The organism is Vibrio thalassae (assembly GCF_900089835.1).
Taxonomy (GTDB): domain Bacteria; phylum Pseudomonadota; class Gammaproteobacteria; order Enterobacterales; family Vibrionaceae; genus Vibrio; species Vibrio thalassae.
The window spans coordinates 28,658-50,328 of record NZ_OANU01000192.1 but is presented as its reverse complement, the minus strand read 5'-3'; the positions used below and the strand labels follow the sequence as shown (position 1 = coordinate 50,328).

Below are 21,671 nucleotides of genomic sequence, written 5' to 3'. Positions count from 1 at the left end.
TTTTACTCCTCTCCCAAAAACAAAAAACCAGCCGATTGGCTGGTTTTATTGCATCAAGTAAATCTTACGATTTCGCTTCGCGGCTTGCGCGTTTACGATCACTCTCCGACAGGAACTTCTTACGGATACGGATACTTTCAGGTGTTACTTCTACTAGCTCGTCGTCATCGATGAACTCAAGCGCCTGCTCTAAAGTCATGATGATTGGCGGCGTAAGAACCTGAGCATCATCAGTACCAGATGCACGAACGTTGGTTAGCTGCTTACCTTTAAGCGGGTTAACCGTTAGATCGTTGTCACGGCTGTGGATACCGATAACCATGCCTTCATAAACCTCAACACCGTGACCGATGAACATACGACCGCGCTCTTGTAGGTTGAAGATTGCGTTAGTCAGTGCTTTACCTGCACCGTTAGAAATCAATACACCGTTTACACGTTGACCGATTTCACCGCCCTTGAATGGGCCGTAATGATCAAATGTGTGGTACAGAAGACCAGAACCTGACGTTAGCGTCATAAATTCAGTTTGGAAGCCAATCAAACCACGAGATGGCATCATAAAGTCCATACGAATACGGCCTTTGCCATCTGGAGCCATATCAGTTAGCTCACCCTTACGCAGACCAATCGCTTCCATGATGTTACCTTGGTGCTCTTCCATAACATCGATCGTTACCGTTTCGTATGGTTCTTGCTTCTGACCATCTTCTACTTTGATGATAACTTCAGGGCGAGAAACCGCTAGTTCAAAACCTTCACGACGCATGTTTTCGATAAGGATAGATAGGTGCAGCTCACCACGACCAGAGACACGGAATTTATCTGGGTCATCTAGTTGCTCAACACGTAGTGCTACGTTGTGTACCAATTCTTTCTCTAGACGCTCAAGGATGTTACGTGACGTTACGAACTTACCTTCTTTACCCGCGAATGGAGACGTGTTTACTTGGAACGTCATGGTTACTGTTGGCTCATCAACAGACAACGCTGGCAATGCTTCTACTTCACCCTGCGCACAAATAGTGTCAGAGATTTTCAGCTCACCAAGACCAGTGATAGCAATAATGTCACCTGCCGTCGCTTGTTGAACCTCGTGACGTTCAAGACCTAGGTAACCTAGAACCGTACCAACCTTACCGTTACGAGTCTTACCATCAGCACCGATAACCGTAACTTGTTGGTTCGGTCTAACCGTACCACGAGTTACACGACCAACACCGATAACACCTACGTAAGAGCTGTAATCAAGCTGAGAGATCTGCATTTGCAGTGCACCTTCTGGGTCAACCTGAGGCGCTTCAACGTTATCAACGATAGCTTGGAACAATGGTTCCATGTTCTCGCCTTCTTCACCTTCTTCCAACGTTGCCCAGCCATTTAGCGCCGATGCATAAACTACTTGGAAGTCTAACTGCTCATCAGAAGCACCTAGGTTATCGAACAAGTCAAACACTTGGTCCATAACCCAATCAGGGCGAGCACCTGGGCGGTCGATTTTGTTGATAACAACAATAGGCTTAAGGCCATGTGCAAATGCTTTTTGCGTTACAAAACGAGTTTGCGGCATCGGACCATCTACAGCGTCAACGATCAGCAGTACAGAGTCTACCATCGACATAATACGCTCAACTTCACCACCGAAGTCCGCGTGTCCCGGAGTATCTACGATGTTGATGCGGTGATCATTCCAGTTGATCGCTGTGTTTTTAGCAAGGATCGTGATACCACGTTCCTTTTCGATATCATTCGAGTCCATAACTCGCTCTTCAGTTTCACCGCGAGACTCTAGAGTACCGGATTGCTGAAGTAGCTTGTCAACAAGGGTAGTTTTACCGTGGTCAACGTGCGCGATAATCGCAATGTTTCTTAACTTATCAATCTGTGGAGTTGACATAGATTTCTTTCACTCAGTCAAGAGTCGCCGCACGATAGCCGCTGACTCGATTAAAAAAACGCCCGCAATATACCAGAAATTACGAGAGTTGTGATCTTCTTCGTTGAAATCTTGCTTAAACATAGTCGGTTTAAGCTAGTTTCGCCGTAAATAACGGGAGCTAGCGCCAAATTCACTATTTTAGCGCAGCCGATCGGCTCATCGTAGGATTGCAGTTGACACCGATTCAAAAACCATGCTGAATGTATTGCATCATTGATTCAACTTGGTGCAGAAACCCAACATTGCACCATAATTGTGCTCTCGATGATCATTTTGGTGCATTATCTTGCTCCATTATGATGAGCGCCTTTTTAAAGCAATGAAAAATAATGGATTTATTTTTTGGCACGGTTTTAGCTTTAGTAAAACCAGCATCGATTAACGCACTTCAATAAGCAGACGTTAATCAATGCCGATTAACACTAATCGAGTACTTAACCGCTTTAATAACACTGGAGGTTTTCCAAGATGTCAGTAGAAAATGTTCTATCGCTGATCCAAGAGAACGAAGTTAAATTCGTAGATCTACGCTTTACAGACACTAAGGGTAAAGAGCAGCACGTTTCTATCCCTGCACACCAAGTAGATGCAGACTTTTTTGAAGAAGGCAAAATGTTCGACGGTTCATCAGTTGCTGGCTGGAAAGGCATCAACGAATCAGACATGGTAATGATGCCTGACGCGGCAAGCGCAGTTCTAGACCCATTCACTGAAGATGCAACTCTGAACATTCGTTGTGACATCCTTGAGCCTGCAACAATGCAAGGCTACGACCGTGACCCACGTTCAATCGCTAAGCGCGCAGAAGACTACCTGCGCTCTACAGGCATTGCAGACACTGTACTTGTTGGTCCTGAGCCAGAATTCTTCCTATTTGACGATGTTAAATTTGCAACAGACATGTCTGGTTCATTCTTCAAGATTGATGACGTAGAAGCGGCTTGGAACACAGGCACTGACTTCGAAGGTGGTAACAAAGGTCACCGTCCAGGCGTTAAAGGTGGTTACTTCCCAGTAGCTCCAGTTGACTCTTCTCAAGACATCCGCTCTGCAATGTGTCTAGTTCTAGAAGAAATGGGTCAAGTTGTTGAAGCTCACCACCACGAAGTAGCGACTGCGGGTCAGAACGAAATCGCTACTCGTTTCAACACGCTAACAGCGAAAGCGGACGAAATCCAAGTTTACAAATACGTGGTACACAACGTTGCTCACGCCTTTGGTAAAACAGCGACATTCATGCCTAAACCACTAGTAGGTGACAATGGTTCTGGCATGCATGTACACCAATCTCTAGCGAAAGACGGTGTTAACCTATTCGCTGGCGACAAGTACGGCGGTCTATCTGAAATGGCGCTTTACTACATCGGTGGTGTTATCAAGCACGCTAAAGCAATCAACGCATTTGCTAACGCATCAACTAACTCGTACAAGCGTCTTGTACCAGGCTTCGAAGCACCAGTTATGCTTGCTTACTCCGCACGTAACCGCAGCGCTTCTATCCGTATCCCAGTAGTACCAAGCCCGAAAGCACGTCGTATCGAGCTACGTTTCGGTGACCCTTCAGCAAACCCATACCTATGCTTTGCTGCAATGCTTATGGCTGGCCTTGACGGCATCAAGAATAAGATCCACCCAGGTGAAGCAATGGACAAAGACCTGTACGATCTACCAGCTGAGGAAGCTGCAGAGATCCCAACAGTGGCTTACTCACTAAAAGAAGCGCTAGAGTGCCTAGATGCTGACCGTGAGTTCCTAACGACTGGTGGTGTATTCTCTGACGACTTTATCGATTCTTACATCGATCTTAAGTCTCAAGACGTAGAGAAAGTAAACATGACAACTCACCCACTTGAGTTCGAACTATACTACTCAGTATAATTCAAAGGCTTACAACTAATTATTAGGCTCGCCTCGCAGGCGGGCCTTTTTTATATCCGTGTTATTTGTTACAGCATTACCATCAGGACTCTTAAGTAAAGCAAGGTTCCGCCAGCATGAAATCTGCTCTGATATTGATACTATGTATCCTAAGTCCCCTATCTTGGAGTATAGAGATCTACACCTGGGTCGATGAAAAAGGTGTACAGCACTTCAGTGATCATCCTACTAACCCTAAATCTTCTTTAATTGTGTTGCCTGAGCCTCCCTCCCATTACCCCAACAATGAAGTTTCCCCAGCAACAAATTCTTTCTCAGAAACGCCAACACCCAAGCCTATGAGGCTAAAAGTGAGTATCCGCACTCCCACTCACGATGCCACCATTCGCAGCAACGCTGGTAATTTCGATGTTGTTGGGTACATAGATGGCAAACTTCACGTCTCAGCCAAGCTGCAGCTACTTCTTGATGGCAGAGTCTATGGGGCGCCGAAAACTTCTCCTCATTGGTCATTAACCGCCATTGACAGAGGAACGCATACCCTAACGATTCAAGCGCAACAAAACGGCAAGGTTATTGCATCGTCCAATACGATAACAGTACATTTACATCGTGCATCGGTGCAATACCCCTAGCTGCAGCGTTTACGCTTTTACTCTATAGAAAATTGCGCCATAATTAGAATTATCAACGCACCATTTTAGTGCAAAAGTAAAAGACATTGCGTGCAGCGCACCATCATGAAGCAATGCAATGTAAAAATCGATTAAGGATAGCGTGTGGCAAACTGTGAACTCACCAGTGCAATACTCAATAATGTGGTAACGGCCACCTTGATGCTCAATGAGGGATTAACAGTTAAATACGCTAACCCTGCCGCAGAACAATTGTTCTCGCAAAGTTCCAAGAGACTACTTAATTGCCACCTTTCTCAGTTTATTCAACACGCTTCTCTAGACTTGGCTTTACTTACTCAGCCTCTACAAAGTGGCCAAAGTATAACCGATAGCGATGTCACTTTAGTTGTTGATGGCAAACCTCTGTTGTTAGAGGTGACTGTTAGCCCCTTATCTTGGAATAAGGAACTGATGCTTTTGGTGGAAATGCGTAAGATTGGTCAGCAAAAAAGGCTGACACAGGAGCTCAACCAGCATGCCCAGCAACAAGCGGCAAAGTTGTTGGTAAGAGGCCTCGCTCATGAGATAAAGAACCCGCTTGGGGGCCTGCGAGGTGCGGCACAACTTTTATCAAAGATGTTGCCTGACCCCTCACTTAATGAGTACACCAATATCATCATTGAACAAGCAGACCGATTAAGAGCGCTGGTCGATAGGCTTCTTGGACCACAACGTCCTGGAACGAAAAAAGAAGAAAATCTGCACCTCATTTTAGAAAAGGTACGTCAGTTGGTAGAGCTTGATGCAGGAATCAGCCTGACCATAGAGCGAGACTATGACCCTAGTCTACCGCCGATCTTGATGGATACCGACCAAATAGAACAAGCGTTATTGAACATTACCAGTAATGCCGCGCAAATATTAAAACAACAAGATAATGGACAGATCACTTTTCGCACGCGCACTGTGCATCAAGCCAATATTCACGGACAGCGCCATAAGCTCGCTGCTCGGATAGAGATTATTGACAATGGCCCCGGCATTCCTGCCGAACTCCAAGATACGCTGTTCTACCCCATGGTAAGTGGCAGAGAGGGCGGAACTGGTCTTGGGCTGTCCATTTCGCAAAATTTGATCGACCAACATAATGGAAAAATAGATGTAGAAAGTTGGCCTGGTCGCACCATATTTACTATTTATCTGCCGATTTAGTCTCATAAACTAAAAAGACTGGATTTGGCTTGCTGTAAGGAAGTTTGGCTATGAGTAAAGGATATGTTTGGGTCGTCGACGACGACAGCTCAATACGATGGGTTATGGACAAAACCCTGTCATCAGCAAATATTAAATGCGAAACATTTGCTGACGCGGAAAGTGTATTAATGGCACTTGAACGGGAAACTCCAGATGTATTGGTGTCTGATATTCGCATGCCTGGTATTGATGGTATTGAGCTGCTTAATCGGGTACAAGAAAGTGCACCCGATCTGCCCGTTATCATCATGACGGCACATTCCGATCTTGATGCGGCAGTCAACGCTTATCAAAAAGGGGCGTTTGAATATTTACCTAAGCCTTTTGACATCGATGAAACACTGACATTAGTTGAGCGTGCTATTACCCATAGTTTGGAGCAAAAAAGTGTTCTTGCTCAGGACGAAGTGATTACCGCTGATGCCCCCGAAATCATTGGGGAAGCGCCTGCTATGCAAGAAGTATTTAGAGCCATCGGTCGTTTATCTCGCTCATCCATTTCCGTGTTGATTAATGGCGAGTCAGGAACCGGCAAAGAACTGGTTGCGCACGCGTTACATCGTCATAGCCCTCGTTCGAGTAAACCTTTCATTGCGCTGAATATGGCGGCCATTCCCAAAGATCTTATCGAATCAGAACTATTCGGCCACGAGAAAGGCGCGTTCACCGGGGCGAACAGTGTTCGTCAAGGGCGTTTTGAACAAGCCAACGGCGGCACGCTCTTCTTAGATGAGATTGGTGACATGCCACTCGATATTCAAACTCGACTATTACGCGTTTTAGCGGACGGTCAGTTCTATCGCGTGGGAGGACACTCAGCCGTCAAAGTGGATGTGCGAATCGTCGCAGCGACTCACCAAAATCTAGAAAAGCTGGTCGCCGAAGGTGAGTTTCGTGAGGATCTGTTCCATCGTCTTAATGTGATTCGTATTCACATACCATCGCTTCGAGAGCGTAGACAAGACATAGAAAAGCTGACACTGCATTTCTTATCATTAGCGGCAGAGGAACTTGGGGTTGAAACCAAATCTCTTAACCCAGATACCGTCGATATTCTGAATAAACTCGATTGGCCAGGCAATGTGCGTCAGCTAGAGAACACTTGTCGCTGGCTAACCGTGATGGCAAGTGGTAGCGATATTCTGCCGAGTGATTTACCGCCAGAACTGCTGGAAGAGCCCCGACGTGTCTCCGATATCAACTCAGGCGACTGGCAATCTTTGCTATCTTCGTGGGCTCAACAGGCACTGGCATCCGGAGAAACTGAAATTCTCAATCATGCTCAACCAGAATTTGAACGAATCTTATTAGAGGCGGCGCTTAACCACACCAATGGGCATAAACAAGATGCGGCCAAAGTCTTGGGATGGGGACGCAACACCCTCACAAGAAAACTCAAAGAACTCTACTAATACGCTTGATTGCTCTATGCATCGCCAATATAAGCTCAGTATTTAGACTGTTTCTATGGCCTAAAGACCTCTTAGCTAGCATCAGTCTCTGCCAATGGCGTCGTGGCAGCCTCAAGCTGTCACGACCACGGGGAATCTTGAGGTTAAATGACGCGAGAAAACTGTTGCTGACGTGCTTTTTGACGTAGGTACTTATCAAAGCACATACAGATATTACGGATCAGTAAACGCCCACGAAGCGTCACTTCAATAGACGAATCTGAAACGACAACTAACCCATCATCAATAAAGGTCTGCAGTAATTTCATGTCTTCAGAAAAGTAGTGTGAGAACGTAATATCGAATGTCTTTTCGATAAACGTTTTGTCGAGTTTAAAGTTACAAATAAGCTGCTTGATGACTTCGCGACGAATCAAATCGTCTTTGTCCAGTACAACCCCTTTCCAAAGTGCATGTCTTAGCTCATTCACTTGGGCATAGTACTTTTTCAGCTCTTTTTGGTTTTGTGCATAGCTGTCGCCAATCATAGAAATGGCAGAAACCCCAAAGCCAACCAGATCGCAATCGCCTTGTGTTGTGTAACCTTGGAAGTTGCGGTGTAATTCACCCGCGCGCTGTGCCACAGCCAGTTCGTCTTCAGGAAGAGCGAAGTGGTCCATCCCGATAAACTGATACCCAGCCCCGGTCAGCGTTGCGATGGTATCTTGCAAGATCGCCATTTTTTCTTCCGCTTGCGGTAGGTCTTCATCTTTAATCTTACGCTGCGCTGCAAACAAGTTTGGCATGTGAGCGTAGTTAAACACCGATAAACGCCCCGGGCGCATCGTTAAAACTTGTTCCAGTGTTTCGGCAAAACGCTGTTTCGTTTGCTTTGGTAGACCATAGATAAGATCTAGGTTGGTTGAACGAAAACCAAGCTGTTTCGCTCGCTCTGCCATAGCAAAGATAAACGCCTCATCTTGCTCGCGGTTCACAAGCTTCTGCACTTCTTTATTAAAGTCCTGAACACCTATACTCAAACGGTTGAAGCCCTCCGAGCGCAGATGATCCAACATATCCAACTCAATCTCACGCGGGTCAACTTCGATACTGATCTCAGCGCCCTCTTGGAAAAAGAACTCACCACGAAGAATCGCCATCAATCGACTGATCTGGGTTTTAGTTAGGAAGGTTGGGGTTCCGCCACCAAAGTGTAATTGAGTGACTTTACGACCTTGCAACAATGAGGCACGCTGACGAATTTCATGCTCGATAACATCGAGATACTCATCCGCTTTGTGGGCATGGCGCGTAATGACTTTATTACAACCGCAGTAGTAGCAAAGTTTGTGACAGAAAGGAATGTGCACATAGAGCGACAATGGACGATCTGGATATTGCGTACATGCCATGTCGTAATCAGAGATGGTATAAGCTTCGTGAAACTCAACAGCGGTTGGGTATGAGGTATAGCGAGGGCCCGAATAATTGTATTTATCGAGAATCGCTTGATCCCAGACTATCTGTTGTTTGGCTTCTGATTGACTTTGAGACATGGTAATACTTCCAATAAACATGTGTTTCTTGACACTCTCATTGTAATCTAACGAGCTCAGATTCGCAGAGTGTCAACGAGGCGCTATTTTGCCACAGGAAATAGGACAGGAAGCGCCGTTAACTGCATTTTTGCTCAAACCGTCGACAAAAATGCTAGCGTGATCACTAGTCATGACCACGAAATGAAGCGGTTAACTGACAAGCTTAATATCAATAGCATTGTTGAGCGGTTTGACCTTTTGTTGCAGGTCTTTTAGCTCTTCAATAATCGCATCATTTAAACGTGCTTCCGCTTTTTGACGTGCTAAGTTATCTCGCATTCGGTCTTGCTTCTTCATTTCTTGTCGCGCATCGCCACGTGGCATATCTTTCACAATATGATAGAGCTCAGAAGTCGCTGGGTAGCGTTCATCAAAGTCGACACGATCCTTGCCTTGGACGTAGTCCATGATGTTATAAAGCCTAATTGCGGCTTCTGATACGTCACATTGCCCTTGAATGGTCGCTAAACATATCGTATCGACACTTTCAAAGATGTTCGCGTTACGCTTTTGGATAGCCAAATCGCGATGCTGCTGTTGCAACTCCTTTTGCTTTTTAAGTTGCAGTAGCAAATAGCCCGCATAACTAGCCAAGCCGACAATAATGATGGCACCAGCAATGGCTAACAGTGTGAAGGTATTCATCTACTTTACCCTTATTAATCCTTAAATTGGTCGATATCTAGCTCTTCAAATTGAGACAACAAGTCCGCATCGCTGCTTGTTTTGCTCTTTGACTGACGAGGCTGCTCCACCATCGATGATTCGAACTCATCGTCCATTTCTGGTTCCATTAAACCCAGTCGGTTCATCAGAACCTCAATACGGTCAAGTTTTTCATCAACGTATTTTTGCAGACCCGCACCTAAGTTTTCACCGCTTTCTAGACGATCAAGCAGGACATTAAGCTGCGCATCATTTTCCAACATATCAAGCTCTTGCTCTGCCGATAGGCGGCGTTCTTGCTTGCTTGGTTTTTTCTTATCTTCAACGATAAGTGGAATCTTTTTCTTGCTGCCTAAACGTGGATCAAGCTTCACAGCAGCGCCAGTTTGCTTGGCTTTAGAACCATCAGAGTGGCGGCTGCCAGATTTCTGGCCTTTACGCTTTTTCAAACGCTTACGTAGGCGCCCTTCTACATCCGCTTCAGTACGGTTGCGTGTAACAACAACTGGTGCCGGATTCGCACCCGGTTTTCTCGATTTTTTCTTACGACTCATTACGTAAGCTTCCTCAATAAAATGACATCATTACCTATGAATTCTAAGGCTAGCTCATCCCTTTGAGCTAAATACTCAAAGGTGGCTCGACTAAAGAATACAACGTGGGTTTGGTCGTTCTTATAGTGCCATTTCGCAAAGGCGTCTACATCAACCACCATTTTAGTCATTAAGCCTAACCATCCCAAAGGCTTAATGAGCGATAACCATTGTTGCCAAACTAGATTTGGCTCATACAAGTGCTCAATAACTTCCGTTGCCGTGACGAAATCATAGCTATTATTTAATACCGAACTTTCTGAATAATAGTACAAATCATACAGCGACATGTCATAGCCTTGCTCTTCGAACATCAGAGACAAGGTTGGGCCCGGGCCGCAGCCAAAATCGAGACCTTTTGAGCCTTGTGATAATCGTTCTTGCAGTGGTGAGACTAATCGAGATAAAAAACGTCGATAGCCAGCATCACTCGGGTCGTTGATATGAAGGTCATAAATCGCTTTTTCTGCACTTGCATTAAGTCGTTGCTGCCTCGGTACAAATACCAACTGACAGGAACCACACTGCAAATAATCTCGCTTCTTATCGCTGTGATAATGGTGAACCGAAAGTCCAGTGCACAGTGGGCAAGCTTCCACAATTTATCTCCTGAACGATACAAGGGTGCGAAACATACCAGAAAGTGAGCACGGTGGGGAGTGGAGACGAGTATTTTTTCTACAATTTCATCAAAACGAGGGGAATTTAAGGCAGAAAAGCACGTTGCTCCTCTGCCTATGCGTGATCACATCCAATCAGTATTACGAATAATACCAACAGCAACGCCTTCGATAGCAAGGTGTTGCGCGGTTAAATCCACTTCAATCGGAGAAAACTCTTCGTTTTCTGCATGCAGTAATACAGTCGCGCCTTTACGCTCAAGACGTTTTACCGTTACATCATCATCAACACGAGCGACGACAACTTGACCATCACGCACATCCTGAGTCTTATGCACTGCGAGTAAGTCGCCATCCATAATGCCGATGTTTTTCATACTTTCGCCATTAACGCGTAGCAAGAAGTCAGCCTGTGGCTTAAACATACTTGGATCGACTTGATAATGTGCCTCGACATGCTCTTGTGCCAAAATTGGCTCACCTGCAGCCACTTGGCCAATCAAAGGCAGTCCAGATTCTTCGTTCGCGGCATCTTGCTCTAATAAGATTCGAATCCCTCGAGACGCGCCCGGAATAATCTCAATCGCTTTTTTACGTGCTAGGGCTTTTAGGTGTTCTTCTGCCGCATTCGCAGAGCGGAAACCCAACTCTTTCGCGATTTCGGCGCGAGTAGGTGGCATGCCTACATCGTCTATCTTGCTTTTGATTAAATCAAAAACTTGCTGTTGTCGTGGCGTTAGCGGCTTCATAATTCACCTGTCTGTTTATACAGTTAACTGTGAGTATATCCAGTAATGATTTAATTGCAAAGACAATTGGTTGTTTTTTTAGCGACTTAACACCATATCTCCCCCCAGACAGAGCAAAAAATATCGAATTAGTATGTAACGAGTTTTTTCATTAAAGGTAAGACCAGTTTCTGGTATGCTTGCACCGCTCTAAATTTAATGCCTAGGATTAAGTGACAACAATCGATTGTTTTTACGATTCTTAGTCATTGTTTCTTTTGAACAAATTGAGGCTGTGAACCTTTATGTCTTCAGGACAATCACTGTTCCGTTCCTTTCTTAAACTGCCAATGTCGGTATTGGTAAAAGGGACGGCGATTCCATCTAACCCAATCGAAGACCACAATATCGATGCAACGAAACCTGTGGTGTATGCCCTTCCGTTTAGCTCCAATGTCGATCTGCTCGCATTGCAAGAGCAAGCTTTGGCTGTTGGGTTACCGGATCCGATGGAGCCCATCGTGCTCAATGGAGAAGAGCGAAACCGCTTTGTATTCATCGCCTCAAGACCAACATTAATTAGCAGCGACCAGAACGTACCAAACGAATCTATTGCGCTATTTTCTGATTTGCTAAAAGAGCATGAAAAAGACCGTGAGCTTGATGTCCAAGTCATTCCAACCACTGTGCTATGGGGACGCAAGCCGGGCAAAGAGGAAACACCTAAGCCTTACCTACAGCCGATGAACGGTCTGCAAAAAGCGGTCGCTGTTATCGCTTCAGGTCGTGACTGTATGGTCCGTTTCAGCCCTGTAGTCTCGCTACGTTATATGGCCGATTCGCACGGCACTGACGAATCCATCGCTCATAAACTCGCGCGAGTTGCTCGAATCCATTTTTCGAGACAAAAATTAGCGGCCTCTGGCCCTAACCTACCGAATCGCCAAGTGCTTTTCCACCGCTTACTTAAATCTCAGGTTATTGAGCAAGCGATCACGGACTATGCGCAAGAGAACGATATTAGTGAAGAAAAAGCACGCAAAGAAGCCCATCAGATCATGGATGAGATTGCCGCTGATTTCTCCTATAAGCTAATTAAGAGCGGTGACCAAATCCTAAACTGGTTATGGAACAAGCTGTATCAGGGTATCAACGTCAATAACGCCTCTACCGTGCGCCGCTTGGCACAAGATGGCCATGAGATCGTGTATGTGCCTTGTCACCGTAGCCATATGGACTATTTATTGCTGTCCTATGTTCTTTACCGCGAGGGAATGGTGCCACCGCACATTGCTGCCGGTATTAATCTCAATTTCTTCCCTGCTGGTCCTATTTTCCGCCGTGGTGGTGCTTTCTTTATTCGTCGCAGTTTTAAGGGTAACAAGCTGTACTCGACGATTTTCCGTGAATATTTAGCTGAGCTATTTGCCAAAGGCTATTCGGTTGAGTATTTCAGTGAAGGTGGCCGTTCACGCACTGGTCGTTTGCTGCAAGCGAAAACAGGCATGCTGGCGATGACCATTCAAGCGATGCTGCGTGGCCTTAACCGCCCTGTTACGCTTGTTCCGGTATACATCGGCTATGAGCATGTGATGGAAGTGGGTACCTACGCTAAAGAGCTTCGTGGTAAGCGCAAAGAAAAAGAGAATGCTGGTCAAGTCCTTAAGACGCTTCGTAAGTTACGTAACTTTGGACAAGGCTATGTCAACTTTGGCGAGCCGATTCCGCTCAATCAGTATCTCAATGAAGCCGCTCCAAATTGGACGCAAGATATTGACCCTATGGGCACCAGCAAACCACAGTGGTTAGTGCCTGCGGTTAACGACCTAGCGACCAAAATGATGACCAACATTAATGATGCCGCGGCTACCAATGCGCTCACACTGTGTGCGACCGCTTTACTAGCTTCACGCCAAAGAGCATTATCGCGCGACAGCTTGGTGTCTCAGATTGATTGTTATCTGTCATTGCTTAAACATGTGCCGTATTCACAGACCAGCACAATGCCGAATGCTTCAGCAGAAGAGTTGGTAGCGCATGCCGAGTCATTGGATAAGTTTGTTATCGAGTCTGACTCCCTAGGTGACATCATTTCCCTAGATCGTCATCAGTCGATTCTGATGACTTACTACCGCAACAACATCATTCATTTGTTTGCGTTACCATCATTAATCGCCCAGATGTTGATTCGCCAACATAAGCTGCCTCTTGAAGCCATCAAGTACAATGTTGCTAAGCTCTATCCATTCCTCAAAAAAGAGCTCTTCTTGAACTTGGATGAGACGCAACTAGAGCAAGCAGTGGACAGTATTGTTGCAGAGCTTGAACGTCAACAGCTCGTCGTTGTGGATCAAGGTTTTGTTTCGATGAATCAATCTAATACGCAAACGTTGATGTTACTCGGTCGGACGATATCCGAAACGCTTCAGCGCTATGCCATCTCGTTGAACCTATTAGCGAGCTATCCTGAGCTGGGTAAAAGTGACTTGGAACAAAAGAGCCAAGACATTGCCCAGCGACTTGGTCGCCTACATGGTATCAATGCGCCAGAGTTCTTTGATAAAGGTGCCTTCGCGTCGCTGTTTAGCACTCTCAAAGAACAAGGCTATCTTGATCTAGAAGGGAACTGCGACAGTGCCGCTACTGAAACACTCGCGAGCCTTCTATACGGTTTGCTGTATCCCGAAGTGAGATTGACCATTCAAGAGAGTGTGCATCAAAGCGATATCGACGAAGTCATTGCACCTGAATAACCCTCAAAAACAACAAAGGCGCTATACACATAGCGCCTTTGCTTTATTTGCCGTTTGTTACCATAAAAACGCCACCAGCAAGCCGATGGTCACCGCCATTCCCACATAATTATTGTTAAGAAAAGCTTGAAAACAGAGCATACGATCTCGTTGTCTAATCAGCCACTGTTGATACACAAACAGAGCCCCTACCACCAATAAGCTCCAATAAAAACTAGCACCAAATTGATACCAACCGCCCAAGGTATACAGCATGAGCAAAGTCGTAAACTGCAGTAAACCAATGATCAATTTATCACGACGACCAAAAAAGATAGCCGTAGATTTGATCCCAACTTTAAGGTCGTCGTCGCGGTCAACCATGGCATATAGCGTATCGTAGCCAATGGTCCAGATGGCGTTAATTGCAAACACAAACCATACCATCGCAGGCAAATCGTTAGCTTGAGCAGCCCATGCCATCGGGATCGCCCAGCTGAATGCTAAGCCTAAAAACAGTTGTGGCAAATGGGTGTAGCGCTTCATAAATGGGTAAATAAACGCTAAGAACAATCCGACAAAAGACAGTTGAATCGTCAACGTGTTCATCGTTAATACAAGAATAAACGACGCAACCGCAAGGAACAGAAACAACGTGATAGCCTCTTTCGATGAGACTAAGCCAGCAGGAAGTGGCCTCTGCTTGGTTCGTTCAACATGACCATCAACTTTACGATCGGCAAAATCGTTGATCACACAACCTGCACTGCGCATCATCACCACACCCAACGAGAACACAACTAAAACATGTAAGTCTGGTATTCCCTCGGCCGCTAAAATCAACGCCCAGAGTGTTGGCCATAATAAAAGTAACGAACCGATGGGCTTATCCATCCGCATTAATTGCCAATAGGCTTTGGCTTTTGCCGACGTCATTATTGACTCTCCATGTTATAAACCGGCGAGTCGGGAAGAAACAACTCCGCGACCAATATCGGGTGACCGGACACCCAAAGACGAGAACGACGAGCAAACAAATCACCTTGAGGTGTCGCAATCACCGCAACCTGCAAGGCATCACGTGTAGTATCTGAACTTGAGAACAGCGTGACCCCTATCGGGATCGTGCCTTGCTGTGAAATGTCGTATTGACTTCTGTCTATGGCCTCCAGCGACATCAGCGTACGGCCGATAACCCACGGCACCTCATCACCCGACAGCACCACTTCTCTTAGCCAGCAAGCTTCATGGTCAAGTAATTCCACTTCTTCAAGTGACATACATTGTGGCGTGCTGGCTTCGTTTCGCACTACCTCTACAGCGAAATGCTCACAATGCGCCGCCAGTTTATGTGACAAAGAGCCCTGTTCTGTCAGCCATTGCAAGACATTATCGTTGGTAAATCGAAACTGTTCTGGAGATTGCCACTGAGCATGGCGTAATACTTTCAGATAGTTGAAAACTGAATCATTCATTTTGCTATTCAATAACACGCACTTAACGCGTACAATCATTATTCTTCTGAATGGCATATTGTACCATTCGAAGTGTCCTTAAACTCTAGTAGTATCGTGCTATTGTAACAAAATTAGGCTTATAGAATATCGGCTAAATGGAGTTAGAAAGAGAGAATTATGCGTAAACGTTACCTAACCCAGTTTTTCCTTATCATGGGCTTGACTGTCACATTCCCTGCGCTTTCTGCCGATCCAGCGACTCCCAACCTTGCCTATTTCACCTTAGAGCCAGAATTGACGACCAACTTTTATACTGAAGGAAAGCGCCTCGGTTACGTTCAAGTCAGAATTGATGTAATGGTTGCAGATGCCAGTGACTTAGTCATTATTGAGCACCATCAGCCATTGATTCGTGATGCGGTAATCGAGCTACTCGGTCGTCAAAATGCCGATGTCATCAAATCGTTAGCAGGCCGAGAAGAAATCCGTCACACGTTGGTTGAGAATCTCAACAACCTATTGTTAGCAGAAACCGGTAAGGCCGTTATCGCCGACCTGTTATTTACCAAATACTTATATCAATAGGTCACCGAATCTAGCGTGCTTTTAAACGTTGGCTATCCACCAATCCTAATACGATACCACTCGCTAGGCCCGTTAAGTGCGCCATATTGGCAATCGCTAAGAAAGGTTGGAAGAAACCAAGAATGAGCCAAACCAGCATAAAGCCTACGATTGGCTTTTGAATGATAAGTCCAAGTTCAGGACGTTTCCAAGTAAGCATCCAGAGATAACCCACCAGCGCGTAAACCACCCCCGACAAGCCGCCAAAGTTTGCACCCTCGACCCAATATTGCCCAGTCCCAGACACGGCAGCGGATATTAAAAATATCTCAATTAACTTCACTGAGCCAAGACGCTTCTCAATATCACCACCCAGCTGCCACCACCACAATAAGTTGAAGATGATATGGAGCACTGAGAAATGCAGTAGAGCATGAGTAAACCAACGCCAAATCTGCCATTGTTGCCCGTCAAAAGCAGGAAAATGCAGAGATGCGAAGATGGCCTCACCCCAACCAAGCTGCTGTAGAACAAAAATCACCGAACAAACAAGCATAATACTCAAGGTCACTACACCTGCTTTTGCTTTTAGGAGCGACATAAAGCTTGGTGTCTGATAGTGAAATCTGTTTTGACGCGTCTCTGCCATGTCCCAAGAAGACGCTTGGTATTTAGGATGATTCGGTTGTGTCAGAAACTGCTTAAGCTCTGCTTCCGCTTCTACCTGATCTTCACTGTGCATTAACCACAGAGCAAATTGACCACTTCCTTCCGGCATCATCTGCACATCAATCTTTCTTGATGCCATGTAATCAATAAATGCCTGACCCATCCGCGGGTTTTGAATCGTGATCAATCTAATCATAGTTATTTCTCTATTGGTAATTCAGCACGTTGCCAAGCCTCAAAGCCACCATCAACGCTATAAACCTGCTCAAAGCCTTGGTTTAGCAGATATTGCGCGGCCCCTTGGCTACTGATGCCGTGATAGCACATGACTAACACTGGTGATTCAAACTCCACTTGCTGCATGAAATCAACAATGCTGTCGTTGGTAAGATGAAATGCACCCGAGGCATGCGCCACCGTAAATGCTTGAATGTCACGAATGTCGACCAGTCGTGCTTCTGAGTTATTACTCAGTAATTGATGCGCGTTGAGCACATCGATATGTTGAAACTGCTCCATAGAGTCTAAACCTTCACTTTCTTTATGCACCAACCACAATCAAATTTAGCTTGGATTCGATGCTTTTTATACGTTGTTATTTCACGTCCGATAGTATCACTATTCAGTGTTGTCAAAGTACCGATAATCAATAAGGTTATCCACTTAAGCTTAAAAAACCACCATCTGTGTGTAACTCTGTGGATTGCGTTGATAAGGTGCTTTAGGATCCTTTGATCCACAATATCTAGGTATGATCTTGATCTATCTGTGTGTAAAGCAAAAGGTATCCCCAGTACTAAAAGCGCTTCAATCGACCGTTTGTCGCTGCTTTCTGACAGTTGGTAAATAATTTTGTCACAGACTTATCCACAGGTCACAAGTGAAAAATGTGATCACACTATTCGATCGTTTGAATTAGCCGATCAAATGCAAAAAGGCCGAGATCTCTCGATCTCGGCCTTCACTGTTTGTTCTGCTTGAAAACTGGGATTAAAACTCGCCGACGGCAGCTTTAAGCTTCTTCATTGCATTCTTTTCTAACTGGCGAATACGCTCTGCAGACACACCATAAGTATCGGCTAAGTCTTGCAACGTTGATTTGTTGTCATCTAACCAACGAGAACGGACAATGTGTTGACTGCGCTCATCAAGCGTTGCTAATGCATGACCTAAGCGGTTATTTGTGTGGTCTTCCCAGTTTTGCGCCTCGTAATCGTCGGCAAGGTCTGAGCTTTTATCTTCTAAGTACAACGCTGGCGCTGTGTAAGAGCCAGTATCATCGTCATCGCTTTGCATTTCAAACGTGGAGTCTTGAGCAGCAAGGCGAGATTCCATTTCTCTGACTTCTGACGGTTCTACACCCAACTCTTTGGCTACCGTTTCGACTTCACCATTGTTGAACCAACCTAAGCGTTTTTTCGACTTACGTAGGTTGAAGAAGAGTTTGCGCTGAGCTTTGGTCGTGGCAATCTTAACAATGCGCCAGTTACGCAGCACGTACTCATGAATTTCTGCTTTAATCCAATGCACCGCAAATGACACCAGCCTTACCCCGACTTCAGGGTTGAAGCGTTTCACCGCTTTCATTAGACCAATATTGCCTTCTTGGACTAAGTCAGCCATTGGAAGACCATAGCCAGAATAACCACGAGCAACATGAACAACAAATCGTAGATGAGATAAAATCAGCCCTTTCGCTGCTTCTATTTCACCGTCATAGTGTAATCGCTCTGCTAGTTCACGTTCCTCATCAGCCGTCAGCATTGGGTAGCTGTTGACTGAGCGGATGTAGCCGTCAAGACTATCTTGTGTCACAAGTGCCATTGGATACGCTTGGTTTGCCATTCACTTCCTCATTCTTCTCGAGTGGGACTAACGCCTTCTCAATCTGTCAATACTGAACCTTTCTAGGTAGAGATTCAAGAAGGGGTTAGTAATTATGCATAATCAATGGGTCTAAACAAGGGTAAATGTTGATTAAATGTCATTCATTAATAGGTCTTTTCTACCTATATGAGATGAAGCTCCCACTATCTCACTGAATAACTACATAATTATTAATAGCCGCCGACGGACAAATAATTGTTACACACTACGTCAAGATTGAACGGTCTTCTCCCTTCAATCTTTATGACCTAAGTACTCTAGACAGGCTCAATCTCTTTTAAGTGACGTTTCGCCGAGACCCTTGCTGCTCCTGTTCCCAAGAATAGTCCAAGCATCAGAATGAGCAAAGTTTCGTCCCAACCAAGCCCGAGGAGTCGGAAGTCACTATCGTATAACGTAGCGAGCTCGGTGACTGCACTGTTGAGTAATACGGTAATCAATGCCGTCAGAAGCCAAGCTACGATTGCTCCAAGCAGCCCAAACCACATTCCAGAATAGAGATAAGGTCGTAAGATGTAAGCATCCGTCGCACCGATTAGCTTCATCGTTTGAATCGCTTCTTTGTTGGCGAGTACATTAAAGCGCAATGTATTACCCACAATCAGAAACACCGAAACCAACATAAGTACCGACAACGTCACTACAAGCGTTGATGCTAGAGTTTTGATGGCATCAAATCGACTTAACCAGTCTTCATCTCGACGAATATCGGTGATTTCTTCTTGTGTACGCAGTTTAGACACTAAATCCCGATCAGTTTGCATATCCGCATTCTCAGGGATGATTGTCAGTACGCCAGGAAGTGCATAACCATCAAGCAGACTCAAGGCTTGATCCAGGCCAGAATGCTCGCTAAGGTCTGCCAGGCCCTCTTGTGGCGTAATATAGGTCACTGACCTCACTTCATCCCAGCCTTCAATGGCGTCTTTCAGTACCAACACTCTTGCATCGGGTACACCAACCTCGATAAAAGCCGTGACTTGCGATTGGCTCGCCACGTTAGAGGTGACCGCCACGACGTTCTTACCAAGTAGATAAAGACACGCTGGCATCGTTAAAGCCATTGAGATCACGGCTAAGGTTAAAATATTACCCAATGGTCGTTGCCACAGTTCAACCAACGACGCTTTTGCTTGTTTCCAATGCACAGTAAAAAAACTGTCCGACGTTAGACGGTGTTTCTTAGGTTTACTGTTGTTACGTTTAAACACCATCACTCACCTCACTCAAAAAGCCTTGATTCAATTCAAGGTAACGATATTGAGGTCGAGAACGAACCAAATGGACATCGTGCGTGGCCAATAAAATAGACACGCCAGCACGGTTAAACTCTTCAAACAGCTTTAACACTTTGTTGGACAATTCAGGGTCCAAGTTACCCGTAGGTTCATCGGCCAATAGCATAGTCGGTCGATTCACCACCGCACGAGCGATACCAACACGCTGCTGTTCACCACCAGAAAGCTGACTTGGAAGGCATTTAGCCTTGTCCAGTAGACCTGTTTTATCCAGTGCGGCAGATACACGACGCTTGATTTCATTTTCAGAGATAGACTCGATACGCATTGGCAAGGCCACATTATCGAAAACACTGCGGTCCATAAGTAATCGATGGTCTTGGAATACGATACCGATGTTGCGACGAAGGAAAGGGATATCCTTTGATGGCAAACGGCTGATGTCGTGATCGTTAAACAGGATACGACCATCGGTTGGTCGCTCAATTGCACAAATCAGTTTTAGCAACGTACTTTTACCTGCGCCAGAGTGGCCACCCAAGAACGCCATTTCGCCACGTCGAAGGTGAAAATCCACTTTTTGCAACGCTTGTCTACCGCCACGGTAAGCCTTGCTCACTTGCTCAAATTTGATCACCGAATCATTCCCCTGATTGGATGCCTATTTTTGACAAGGGATGCTACGCATCCCTTGAGTTTTACTTAGTCTTCTCGGCTAAACAGTGCGTCGATAAAGTCTTGTGTTTCAAATGGTCTTAAATCATCAATGCCTTCACCCACACCAATATAGCGAATTGGGATTTGGAATTGGTCAGCTAAAGCAAAGATCACCCCGCCTTTCGCGGTTCCATCGAGTTTAGTCAGCGTAATACCGGTAAGCGGTGCCACCTCGCTAAACAGTTTTGCCTGGCTAATCGCATTCTGACCGGTGCCGGCATCTAACGTTAGCATGATTTCGTGCGGAGCTGACTCGTCAATTTTCTTCATGACGCGAACGATCTTGCGCAGCTCTTCCATAAGGTTAGCTTTATTTTGCAAGCGCCCTGCTGTATCAGCAATCACAACATCAACGCCACGAGCTTTTGCCGCTTCAATGGCGTCATAAATCACCGAGGCACTATCTGCACCAGTGTGCTGGGCGATCACAGGTACGTTATTGCGTTCACCCCAGACCTGCAATTGCTCAACCGCGGCTGCACGGAAGGTGTCACCCGCTGCCAACATCACCTTTTCACCTTGGGCTTGATACTGTTTCGCCAGCTTACCGATGGTCGTTGTTTTGCCAACGCCATTGACACCCACCATCAAAATAACAAACGGCATCTTGGTGCTGTCGACTTCTAAAGGTTTCTCAACCTGACTCAGTATCTCGGCCATTTCCTCTTTGAGAAGACCATACAATGCTTCACCATCTTTGAGATCGGCGCGAGAGGCTTTTTCAGTTAAGCTATCAATAATCTTAACCGTAGTGTTCATCCCAACGTCGGCAATCAAGAGCTGCTCTTCAAGCTCTTCAAATAGCTCATCGTCGATCTCTTTACCTTTGAATAAGCCAAAGAAGCCTGCCCCGATATTGGCTTTTGTGCGACTTAAGCTACGTTTTAGGCGTGCAAAGAAACTCTCGGTTGGTTTCTCTTGCTCTTGAACTCGCGCGACGACCTCTGCTTCTGCTTCTGCTTCTGCTTCTGCTTCTGCTTCTGCTTCTGCTTCTGCTTCTGCTTCTGCTTCTGCTTCTGCTTCTGCTTCTGCTTTTTCAGTGTTGTGTTCCGCATCAGGTGTGGCAACCTCTTGCAAAGTCGCAAGTTCCGGTTCTACCACTTCAGGCGTTGCTTCTACTCTG

20 protein-coding genes are annotated in these 21,671 nt (G+C 45.7%); 6 read left to right on the top strand and 14 right to left on the bottom strand.

Features of this window, described 5'->3' with window-relative positions; genetic code table 11:
• Positions 1-64: 64 nt before the first annotated feature.
• A complete protein-coding gene (typA, locus tag VTH8203_RS24075; RefSeq protein WP_096995840.1) occupies positions 65-1,897 on the bottom strand; it encodes a translational GTPase TypA in 1,833 nt (610 codons plus the stop codon).
• Positions 1,898-2,407: 510 nt separating this feature from the next.
• On the opposite strand from typA, the gene glnA reads away from it, so the two are divergent.
• The 4 genes from glnA to glnG all read left to right on the top strand — a co-directional run bounded on the left by glnA (position 2,408) and on the right by glnG (position 7,100).
• The gene (glnA, locus tag VTH8203_RS24070; protein ID WP_096995839.1) at positions 2,408-3,817 is read left to right on the top strand and encodes a glutamate--ammonia ligase; all 1,410 of its coding nucleotides are present in this window, start codon (positions 2,408-2,410) and stop codon (positions 3,815-3,817) included.
• Between the two features lie 116 nt (positions 3,818-3,933).
• The gene (locus VTH8203_RS24065) at positions 3,934-4,452 is read left to right on the top strand and encodes a DUF4124 domain-containing protein (protein WP_096995838.1); all 519 of its coding nucleotides are present in this window, start codon (positions 3,934-3,936) and stop codon (positions 4,450-4,452) included.
• Between the two features lie 144 nt (positions 4,453-4,596).
• On the top strand, positions 4,597-5,646 hold the full coding sequence (glnL, locus tag VTH8203_RS24060) for a nitrogen regulation protein NR(II) (protein WP_096995837.1): 1,050 nt from the start codon (positions 4,597-4,599) through the stop codon (positions 5,644-5,646).
• A gap of 50 nt (positions 5,647-5,696) precedes the next feature.
• The gene (gene glnG / locus VTH8203_RS24055) at positions 5,697-7,100 is read left to right on the top strand and encodes a nitrogen regulation protein NR(I) (RefSeq protein ID WP_096995836.1); all 1,404 of its coding nucleotides are present in this window, start codon (positions 5,697-5,699) and stop codon (positions 7,098-7,100) included.
• A gap of 143 nt (positions 7,101-7,243) precedes the next feature.
• On the opposite strand, the gene hemN is transcribed toward glnG, so the two are convergent.
• The 5 genes from hemN to lexA all read right to left on the bottom strand — a co-directional run bounded on the left by hemN (position 7,244) and on the right by lexA (position 11,305).
• Entirely contained in the window at positions 7,244-8,635 is a 1,392-nt protein-coding gene (gene hemN, locus VTH8203_RS24050) for an oxygen-independent coproporphyrinogen III oxidase (RefSeq protein ID WP_096995835.1), read from the bottom strand.
• Between the two features lie 192 nt (positions 8,636-8,827).
• Complete coding sequence (locus tag VTH8203_RS24045; protein WP_096995834.1) at positions 8,828-9,322, bottom strand: DUF2489 domain-containing protein; 495 nt, start codon at positions 9,320-9,322, stop codon at positions 8,828-8,830.
• A 14-nt stretch (positions 9,323-9,336) separates the two neighbouring features.
• Positions 9,337-9,897, bottom strand: a complete 561-nt coding sequence (gene yihI / locus VTH8203_RS24040; RefSeq protein WP_096995833.1) for a Der GTPase-activating protein YihI — start codon at positions 9,895-9,897, stop codon at positions 9,337-9,339.
• The gene (locus VTH8203_RS24035) at positions 9,897-10,535 is read right to left on the bottom strand and encodes a class I SAM-dependent methyltransferase (RefSeq protein ID WP_096995832.1); all 639 of its coding nucleotides are present in this window, start codon (positions 10,533-10,535) and stop codon (positions 9,897-9,899) included. The genes yihI and VTH8203_RS24035 overlap by 1 nt, the downstream gene beginning before the upstream one ends.
• A gap of 146 nt (positions 10,536-10,681) precedes the next feature.
• Positions 10,682-11,305: a transcriptional repressor LexA gene (gene lexA, locus VTH8203_RS24030; RefSeq protein ID WP_096995831.1), complete on the bottom strand. Its 624-nt coding sequence runs from the start codon at positions 11,303-11,305 to the stop codon at positions 10,682-10,684.
• Between the two features lie 284 nt (positions 11,306-11,589).
• Between lexA and plsB the strand changes: the two genes are divergently transcribed.
• Complete coding sequence (gene plsB / locus VTH8203_RS24025) at positions 11,590-14,037, top strand: glycerol-3-phosphate 1-O-acyltransferase PlsB (RefSeq protein WP_096995830.1); 2,448 nt, start codon at positions 11,590-11,592, stop codon at positions 14,035-14,037.
• A gap of 57 nt (positions 14,038-14,094) precedes the next feature.
• On the opposite strand, the gene ubiA is transcribed toward plsB, so the two are convergent.
• Entirely contained in the window at positions 14,095-14,952 is an 858-nt protein-coding gene (ubiA, locus tag VTH8203_RS24020; RefSeq protein WP_096995829.1) for a 4-hydroxybenzoate octaprenyltransferase, read from the bottom strand.
• Positions 14,952-15,491, bottom strand: a complete 540-nt coding sequence (locus VTH8203_RS24015) for a chorismate lyase (RefSeq protein WP_158296251.1) — start codon at positions 15,489-15,491, stop codon at positions 14,952-14,954. The genes ubiA and VTH8203_RS24015 overlap by 1 nt, the downstream gene beginning before the upstream one ends.
• Positions 15,492-15,650: 159 nt before the next feature.
• Between VTH8203_RS24015 and VTH8203_RS24010 the strand changes: the two genes are divergently transcribed.
• On the top strand, positions 15,651-16,058 hold the full coding sequence (locus VTH8203_RS24010; RefSeq protein WP_096995827.1) for a flagellar basal body-associated protein FliL: 408 nt from the start codon (positions 15,651-15,653) through the stop codon (positions 16,056-16,058).
• Positions 16,059-16,068: 10 nt separating this feature from the next.
• On the opposite strand, the gene glpG is transcribed toward VTH8203_RS24010, so the two are convergent.
• The 6 genes from glpG to ftsY form a co-directional block, all read right to left on the bottom strand.
• A complete protein-coding gene (glpG, locus tag VTH8203_RS24005) occupies positions 16,069-16,902 on the bottom strand; it encodes a rhomboid family intramembrane serine protease GlpG (RefSeq protein WP_096995826.1) in 834 nt (277 codons plus the stop codon).
• Between the two features lie 2 nt (positions 16,903-16,904).
• On the bottom strand, positions 16,905-17,225 hold the full coding sequence (glpE, locus tag VTH8203_RS24000; protein ID WP_096995825.1) for a thiosulfate sulfurtransferase GlpE: 321 nt from the start codon (positions 17,223-17,225) through the stop codon (positions 16,905-16,907).
• A gap of 471 nt (positions 17,226-17,696) precedes the next feature.
• Positions 17,697-18,551, bottom strand: coding sequence for an RNA polymerase sigma factor RpoH (gene rpoH / locus VTH8203_RS23995; protein WP_096995824.1), 855 nt, complete (start codon positions 18,549-18,551; stop codon positions 17,697-17,699).
• Positions 18,552-18,850: 299 nt separating this feature from the next.
• Entirely contained in the window at positions 18,851-19,807 is a 957-nt protein-coding gene (ftsX, locus tag VTH8203_RS23990; protein ID WP_096995823.1) for a permease-like cell division protein FtsX, read from the bottom strand.
• Entirely contained in the window at positions 19,797-20,468 is a 672-nt protein-coding gene (ftsE, locus tag VTH8203_RS23985; protein ID WP_096995822.1) for a cell division ATP-binding protein FtsE, read from the bottom strand. The genes ftsX and ftsE overlap by 11 nt, the downstream gene beginning before the upstream one ends.
• A 65-nt stretch (positions 20,469-20,533) precedes the next feature.
• Positions 20,534-21,671, bottom strand: a 1,138-nt coding sequence (gene ftsY / locus VTH8203_RS23980) for a signal recognition particle-docking protein FtsY (RefSeq protein WP_244181332.1), incomplete at its 5' end; no start/stop codon positions are given.

Coding starts and splice junctions, on each gene's coding strand:
- typA (WP_096995840.1), bottom strand. CDS start 1,897: ATGTCAACTCCACAGATTGATAAGTTAAGAAACATTGCGATTATCGCG.
- glnA (WP_096995839.1), top strand. CDS start 2,408: ATGTCAGTAGAAAATGTTCTATCGCTGATCCAAGAGAACGAAGTTAAA.
- VTH8203_RS24065 (WP_096995838.1), top strand. CDS start 3,934: ATGAAATCTGCTCTGATATTGATACTATGTATCCTAAGTCCCCTATCT.
- glnG (WP_096995836.1), top strand. CDS start 5,697: ATGAGTAAAGGATATGTTTGGGTCGTCGACGACGACAGCTCAATACGA.
- hemN (WP_096995835.1), bottom strand. CDS start 8,635: ATGTCTCAAAGTCAATCAGAAGCCAAACAACAGATAGTCTGGGATCAA.
- VTH8203_RS24045 (WP_096995834.1), bottom strand. CDS start 9,322: ATGAATACCTTCACACTGTTAGCCATTGCTGGTGCCATCATTATTGTC.
- yihI (WP_096995833.1), bottom strand. CDS start 9,897: ATGAGTCGTAAGAAAAAATCGAGAAAACCGGGTGCGAATCCGGCACCA.
- lexA (WP_096995831.1), bottom strand. CDS start 11,305: ATGAAGCCGCTAACGCCACGACAACAGCAAGTTTTTGATTTAATCAAA.
- plsB (WP_096995830.1), top strand. CDS start 11,590: ATGTCTTCAGGACAATCACTGTTCCGTTCCTTTCTTAAACTGCCAATG.
- ubiA (WP_096995829.1), bottom strand. CDS start 14,952: ATGACGTCGGCAAAAGCCAAAGCCTATTGGCAATTAATGCGGATGGAT.
- VTH8203_RS24015 (WP_158296251.1), bottom strand. CDS start 15,491: ATGAATGATTCAGTTTTCAACTATCTGAAAGTATTACGCCATGCTCAG.
- VTH8203_RS24010 (WP_096995827.1), top strand. CDS start 15,651: ATGCGTAAACGTTACCTAACCCAGTTTTTCCTTATCATGGGCTTGACT.
- glpG (WP_096995826.1), bottom strand. CDS start 16,902: ATGATTAGATTGATCACGATTCAAAACCCGCGGATGGGTCAGGCATTT.
- glpE (WP_096995825.1), bottom strand. CDS start 17,225: ATGGAGCAGTTTCAACATATCGATGTGCTCAACGCGCATCAATTACTG.
- rpoH (WP_096995824.1), bottom strand. CDS start 18,551: ATGGCAAACCAAGCGTATCCAATGGCACTTGTGACACAAGATAGTCTT.
- ftsX (WP_096995823.1), bottom strand. CDS start 19,807: ATGGTGTTTAAACGTAACAACAGTAAACCTAAGAAACACCGTCTAACG.